Below are 3,472 nucleotides of genomic sequence, written 5' to 3'. Positions count from 1 at the left end.
TTAAGGATTGGCACAAAAAACAACCGGAATTATTCAAAAAGAAAATCTATGATCTATCGGGACTTGACACAACCGCAAGCTCTATACATTCCAATGTGACTCGGACAATACCGGTCCGTGTGATTTGTATGAAGTCGATACCAGCACCGGCGCGGCAACGAAGATCAAGGACGATATCATCGAGGCGGGAAACCGTGCCGTTGAGGGGGCCATTTTCCAGACCCACTACGCCACCAGCACTGAAGCACTCTATGTCACGGTTGGCGAAGGTACTTCTGGCAGCAACAGCAATTAGATTCGTGCCTTTGATCCGGATGGACTGGATGATATTCCCGGTAATGCTGACGATTGGAGTCAGATCGGCACTCCAGTTGATGTTAACGGGGTGGCCATCACCGGCTTGGCATATGACCCAAGGGCCAACAATGGAGCCGGGCAGTTCTATGGTTCCGATGACCTCAGTGCGCCTGCCGGAAACAACAGTAATGTCGATATCTACACTATCGACATGGCTACCGGTGTAACCACCTTTGTCGCAGAGGCTCAGCTGGCTGTGGATGGCGAAGGTCTGACCTTTGCCGCAGATGGCCTGCTGTATCTTGAAGAAGACCAGGGGGCTAGCGGTGAAGGCCGCAGCATATTCACTATTGATCCCACCAACGGGAACATGATGAAAGCAGCGACGTTCGGCGGCTCGGCCGATGCCGAGTCCCTGAGCTGCAATGCCGGTGCCCGTTCCGACTACGGTGATGCGCCTGCCAGCTACGGTTATGCGGCGCATAGCCTGCCTGTGTTTGCCAGCACCGACAACCTGGCGTTTCTGGGATCAGTCGTGGATGACGATGACAACATCGTGGCCCCAGGCTGCTGCTGGAAATGCCCTGGGTGACGACAATGATACGGACAATGATCCGGGTAACGACGATGACGGCGTTACCGCTGGCGGTGCCGGTTTGCAGGGGCATATCTTTGCCATCGGTGATACGGTCACCATCGATATCATGCCGGGATCGGATGTGGCAGGAAGCAGCGGTTTTCTCAATGCCTGGATCGATTTCAATGGCGACGGGGATTTCAGTGATGCGGGCGAGCAGATCGCAGCTGATGTACCCGGAACGGCTGGTACCGCGATTTCTCTGAGTGTCACCGTGCCCTCCACGGGTTATTCAGGGAACAGCTATGCGCGTTTCCGCTACAGCGTCAATGGTGGCGATGGGCCAGCCAATGATGTGTTCAACCAGAACAGCATCAGAAATGATGAAGAAGCCTTCACCGGGGAGGTGGAGGACTACCAGATCCAGCTGCTGGGCATCATCAGTGGGCAGGTGCGCCTCGATGTGGATCAGGATGGTGACCTGGCTGATGCGGAGAACGGCATCGGCGGCGTAACCATCACGCTGAGGGATAGCGGGGGAGCCGTGGTTGGGACCACGACAACGGCGCCTGATGGCAGTTACAGCTTTACAGAGTTGCCGGTTGGAACTTACACGGTCACCGAAACCGATCCCGCCAATCATGTATCCACCCAGGACAGTGATGGCGGCAATGACAACAGCATTGCCGTTGTTCTCGGCAGTTCGGGTATCGCCAATGGCAACGATTTTCTCGATACCGACAGGGGGAATACCTACGGCCACCTGTTCATCGACACCAACGGCAATGGCTCCCAGGATGCAGGAGAACCCGACCTACCCAATGTGGACGTGGTTGTCACCGACAGCCAGGGCGGGATACACAGGGTTTCATCCGATGCCAATGGAGACTGGACTCTGAATGATATTGTCTACGGAAATGCCACGGTGGACGTGGACGAGTCCGATGCCGATTTCCCTGCGAATCACAATACCACTGCCACTGCCGGCAGTGATCCCAGCACGGTTACCGTTGTTGTCAATACATCAACGGATGCGGGTAACGATGGTTACCAGCCCAACCCCGGCACGGTAACCGGCCACCTGTTTATCGACACCAACGGCAATGGCAGTCAGGATGCAGGTGAGCCCAACCTGCCCAACGTGGATGTGGTGATCACCGACAGCACCGGCGCGACCCAGACGGTCAGTACCGATGCCAGCGGCAACTACACCGCCAGTGTGCCAGCCGGCTCCACGACTGTAGATGTTGACGAGACCGATCCGGACTTTCCGGCGAACCATACCCAGACTGCCGGAGCGGATCCCACCACGGTCACGGTACCGGCGGGTGGTACGGGAAATGCAGGCGATGACGGCTACCAGCCCAACCCCGGTACGGTAACGGGCCATCTGTTCATCGATACCAACGGCAATGGCAACCAGGATGCGGGTGAGCCCAACCTGCCCAATGTGGACGTGGTGATCACCGACAGTACCGGTGCAACCCAGACGGTCAGCACCGATGCCAGCGGCAACTACTCAGCCACTGTTCCGGCAGGATCTACAACGGTCAACGTGGATGAAACCGATCCGGATTTTCCGGCAAACCATACCCAGACTGCCGGAGCGGATCCCACCACGGTCACGGTGCCCGCCGGTAGTACAGCGGATGCCGGCAATGATGGCTATCAGCCCGATATGGGCAGCATCAGCGGCCAGGTGCGTCTGGACACTGATGCGGATGGTGACTTTGCAGACAGTGACAGTGGCCTCGGCGGCGTGATTGTGGTTCTGCGTGACAGCACAGGCACCATCGTGGCGACGACCACCACGGCGGCTGACGGCAGCTACAGCTTCAATGGCCTGGCCCCGGGTAACTACAGCATCGAAGAATCAGATCCTGCAGGTCACAGTTCCACCGCGGACACGGATGGTGCCAATGACAACGCTGTTGCCGTAACCCTTGCTCCGGGCGGTGACAGTAGCGGCAATGATTTTCTGGATACGGCACTGGGCAGCATAGGCAACTATGTCTGGCATGATGATGACGGCAACGGCGTACGGGATACTGAAGAAAGCGGTATTGCCGGTGTAACAGTAGAACTGCTCGACGGTTCCGGTGCGGTTGTTCAAACCACCACCACGGATGGCAGTGGCTACTATGGATTTACCGGCTTGCCTGCCGGGAACTACGAAATACGCTTCGTGGCTCCCGCAGGTTACAGCTTCACAGCGACCAATCAGGGCAGCGGTACCCTGCAGGACAGCTTTGACAGTGATGCCGATGCGGCAACAGGGCGTACCGGTGTCTTTAGTTTAGCGTAGAAACCCACGTCCTTAGGACGTGGTCATGAGTGATAGGCTCAGCCTGTCACGACTGATACGGCCCATGTTACAACCCGAAACTGAGCTGTCCCCACAACTGAATTAATTTCGGAGAAATAACAATGAGCTGTTTTGAAAAGTTAACGCATGTTCTCTGGCATTGCCAATACCATATTGGGCTCTTCCCCTGATTGAGTGGGCGCCCATCATCTAGTAATCCCATCAGGGTAAAGATCCAACCCGCCGAGATGGAAGTAAATGGCATTGGCAAACCGCTCTTTATTGCGGAAGCC

At 56.4% G+C, this 3,472-nt stretch carries 4 protein-coding genes; 3 read left to right on the top strand and 1 reads right to left on the bottom strand.

All coding sequences use genetic code 11. From position 1 onward, the window contains the following. Window positions 1-124 precede the first annotated feature (124 nt). The 3 genes from ACOCD2_RS14525 (at window position 125) to ACOCD2_RS14515 (ending at window position 3,179) form a co-directional block, all read left to right on the top strand. Window positions 125-295: a hypothetical protein gene (locus ACOCD2_RS14525; protein WP_293648925.1), complete on the top strand. Its 171-nt coding sequence runs from the start codon at window positions 125-127 to the stop codon at window positions 293-295. A 105-nt stretch (window positions 296-400) separates the two neighbouring features. Then, a complete protein-coding gene (locus ACOCD2_RS14520) occupies window positions 401-889 on the top strand; it encodes a hypothetical protein (RefSeq protein ID WP_293648922.1) in 489 nt (162 codons plus the stop codon). Beyond that, a complete protein-coding gene (locus ACOCD2_RS14515; protein WP_293648919.1) occupies window positions 843-3,179 on the top strand; it encodes an SdrD B-like domain-containing protein in 2,337 nt (778 codons plus the stop codon). The genes ACOCD2_RS14520 and ACOCD2_RS14515 overlap by 47 nt, the downstream gene beginning before the upstream one ends. Window positions 3,180-3,246: 67 nt before the next feature. Here ACOCD2_RS14515 and ACOCD2_RS14510 read toward each other — a convergent pair. Next, the coding region (locus ACOCD2_RS14510; protein WP_293648916.1) for a hypothetical protein at window positions 3,247-3,472 on the bottom strand (226 nt) is incomplete at its 5' end.

The sequence above is a fragment of the Thiolapillus sp. genome (assembly GCF_048562965.1).
In the GTDB taxonomy this organism is placed as follows: Bacteria; Pseudomonadota; Gammaproteobacteria; order Chromatiales; family Chromatiaceae; genus Thiolapillus; species Thiolapillus brandeum_A.
Note: the sequence above shows the minus strand (reverse complement) of the source record. Positions and strands in the feature narration are given on the sequence as shown.